Annotated in this window: 4 protein-coding genes; all 4 read left to right on the top strand. The window is 38.0% G+C overall.

What is annotated here, in order from left to right; translation table 11 throughout:
• The first annotated feature begins 355 nt into the window (after nucleotides 1–355).
• Nucleotides 356–664, top strand: a complete 309-nt coding sequence (locus tag VZ95_RS20325; protein WP_045777477.1) for a hypothetical protein — start codon at nucleotides 356–358, stop codon at nucleotides 662–664.
• 27 nt (nucleotides 665–691) lie between these two features.
• Nucleotides 692–1,438: a nucleotide-binding protein gene (locus tag VZ95_RS20320; protein WP_045777476.1), complete on the top strand. Its 747-nt coding sequence runs from the start codon at nucleotides 692–694 to the stop codon at nucleotides 1,436–1,438.
• A 25-nt stretch (nucleotides 1,439–1,463) separates the two neighbouring features.
• The gene (locus tag VZ95_RS24655; RefSeq protein ID WP_156995472.1) at nucleotides 1,464–1,796 is read left to right on the top strand and encodes a hypothetical protein; all 333 of its coding nucleotides are present in this window, start codon (nucleotides 1,464–1,466) and stop codon (nucleotides 1,794–1,796) included.
• Nucleotides 1,797–2,026: 230 nt separating this feature from the next.
• Nucleotides 2,027–2,531: hypothetical protein (locus VZ95_RS20315; protein WP_045777475.1), on the top strand; the 505-nt coding region annotated here is incomplete at its 3' end.

Here is a 2,531-nt window from a genome sequence, read left to right as displayed (position 1 = left end):
GTCAATCGCAAAAAGTATGGATCAACTCATAATCAATTTATGTATCAGCATGCGTTAGACATGGATCACACATGGATCAGACAGGGCTTACACATGGATTTATCTTTTTCTGGAACGTCATCACTTTATTAATTGACATAAATCGAATCAGGTTTATATATCACAATAACGCCGCATCAATATGTATTTTGTTCTCGATCAAATAGCGATCAAATAGCGATCAATTCGCAATCAAATTCATGAAAAGAAAGGAGTAATGCTATGATAGATCTATCAGAAATCGAAAAAAGATTTGAAAATATTAGGAATGATCCGCAATCAATTGCGAATCAGACCGAAAGTCTTGCGATGAAGATTGTCAAAAAAGTTTTTCGATCAGATTAATAATCTAAAAGCAGAAGGATTATCTCTATCGCAGGTGCATAAAATGGTCGCCCCGGAAATAAACGATAAAACATTTGCAGGGGCTTATTACCGATTTTCCAAAAAAAGGAAATCAGAGGAGCGAAAAAAGAAAGCGGCTGAAAATAAGAGTAAGCCTAAAACCGAAAAAACTATCTCTACACCGATTCAATCGCTTCAAAAACCCGTCATCAATCGACCCATCTCGCAATCAATCAACCCAAAACAAAATCAAACTTTACAGCCGGATGACGAAACCTAACCTTTTAACTTTTGACGGAGAAAGAAAATGTCTCTCAGCGAAAAACTGAAATATCAAAATTTAGTGATATCGGTAAACGGCCAAAAGGGCGGAAGCGGAAAATCTACCGCAACCCGTGGAATTGCAGAAAACTTTATTGCAAATGGTATCAACTTTTATGGTGTTGATGCCGATGGCGGGAATGCGGATTTTTTCAGATTCTATCCCGATAAAACAATTATTCAAAATCTCGATAGCGAAGATGATTTCTTCAAATTCACGAACGAAATAGAAAAGAAGAAACTGAGCGGTAACAATGATCCGGTGTTAATTTCGATGCCTGCACGCGCAAATGAATCGGATAATAAACATCACGAATTGATTGATTCGATGAAGAATGAACTTGGACTAAACCTAGTCCTTTTTTGGGTTCTCAACAGAGATTTAGACGGTGTATCTCAGCTTAAATTTGCGCTCGACAATTTCGGATATCTTTATAGCAAGGTTATTATCGTAAAAAATGGATTTTTCGGCGAGCCGGATGATTTCAGAGCCTGGGATGATTCAAAGACTAAAAAAAGAGCCCTGGAAGAATTGGGTGGCGCTGAAATCTATATGCCGAAATTGAATCCCGGTCTTGCTAATAAAGTATTAGCATTACGCCAAGAAGATCGCATTCGTGGATATGGAATGCAGCAAATCATTGATTCGCAATTAGTGGGGCTCGGTGAACGTGCGGCTTTGCGTAAATGGCTTAATACTTTTGGTAACGAGCTAAACAGCGTTTTCGCTTAATCTTTTGAAAGAAGGAAATTACATCATGGCTACTATCAGTAATGAAACAATGACCAAAGTTAATGCGATCTTCGAATCAATCGCGCGTCGTCCGATGACGAATGACGAATCAAATGAAATAAGAGCAATCGCAACACGCATTAACGATGCGGATGAATTCTTTCTTTCCTCGATTGCAATTCAGCGAGCAGGAGGAATAAATAGTGAGAAAATGGTTGAAATTATGACCACAAACGTCAAAAAATATCGAAGAACGGCTGAGGGTATTTGTTACTTCGGACATTCAAAAAACCCTTTCGGATCTGAAAGAAAGCCTTCTCGATCTCGGGAATATCGCCGATTCACGACTTGCGTATAAAGCGAATCAAATCACCGCCGATGCTCAAAGAGAGATTTCTAAATCCATTCTTGAAGAAATACAAAAAAAAAATAGATGGGGTGAAAAGTAAAACAAATATTATGGCGATTGGATTATCGATATCGGTATCGCTTTTAATAGGTCTGGGAGCGGGTTATTTCGTCTTTAAATTCTGATTTGCAATCAATGCCCCCGGATTTACTAGCCGGGGATAATAAGGAGTTTAAAAAATGAACGTTTTCGGCAGTAAATATTATCTTAACCACGAATCGACGGTTGTTAATGCCGCACACAAGTTTACCTCCGAGATCATCGAAAAACACCCAGAAATTGCAATAAGCAATTATATTGAGACAAATTATCCGAAAACTTATGACGAATGGATTCCGTATTTTCATCGGCAAATCGAATTATCGAAGCCTTTCTTGCTGCCAAAATTCGTGGATTTGGAAATACAAGGTATTCCGGACGTATCACCAGATATTTATAGATCATTTCATAAATACCTTCCGAATCATGAAGATCAATCTCTTGTGGTTTGGATTAAAATTATGCGGGAAACGCTAATCCATTTAACAATTCTGGACAAAACTATTGACATATTGTTTGATGACAAAATGCCACTAAAATTAAAACATCTCGACGAAAGTGAGGGGCGGAGGAGATTGATTATGCCGTTTGGAAATGAGGCTGAAGGATATGGATTTTACGAAAGAACTAAAGCGCGTTACAAAG

Source organism: Elstera litoralis, from assembly GCF_000963705.1.
Lineage (GTDB): Bacteria > Pseudomonadota > Alphaproteobacteria > Elsterales > Elsteraceae > Elstera > Elstera litoralis.
Note: the sequence above shows the minus strand (reverse complement) of the source record. Positions and strands in the feature narration are given on the sequence as shown.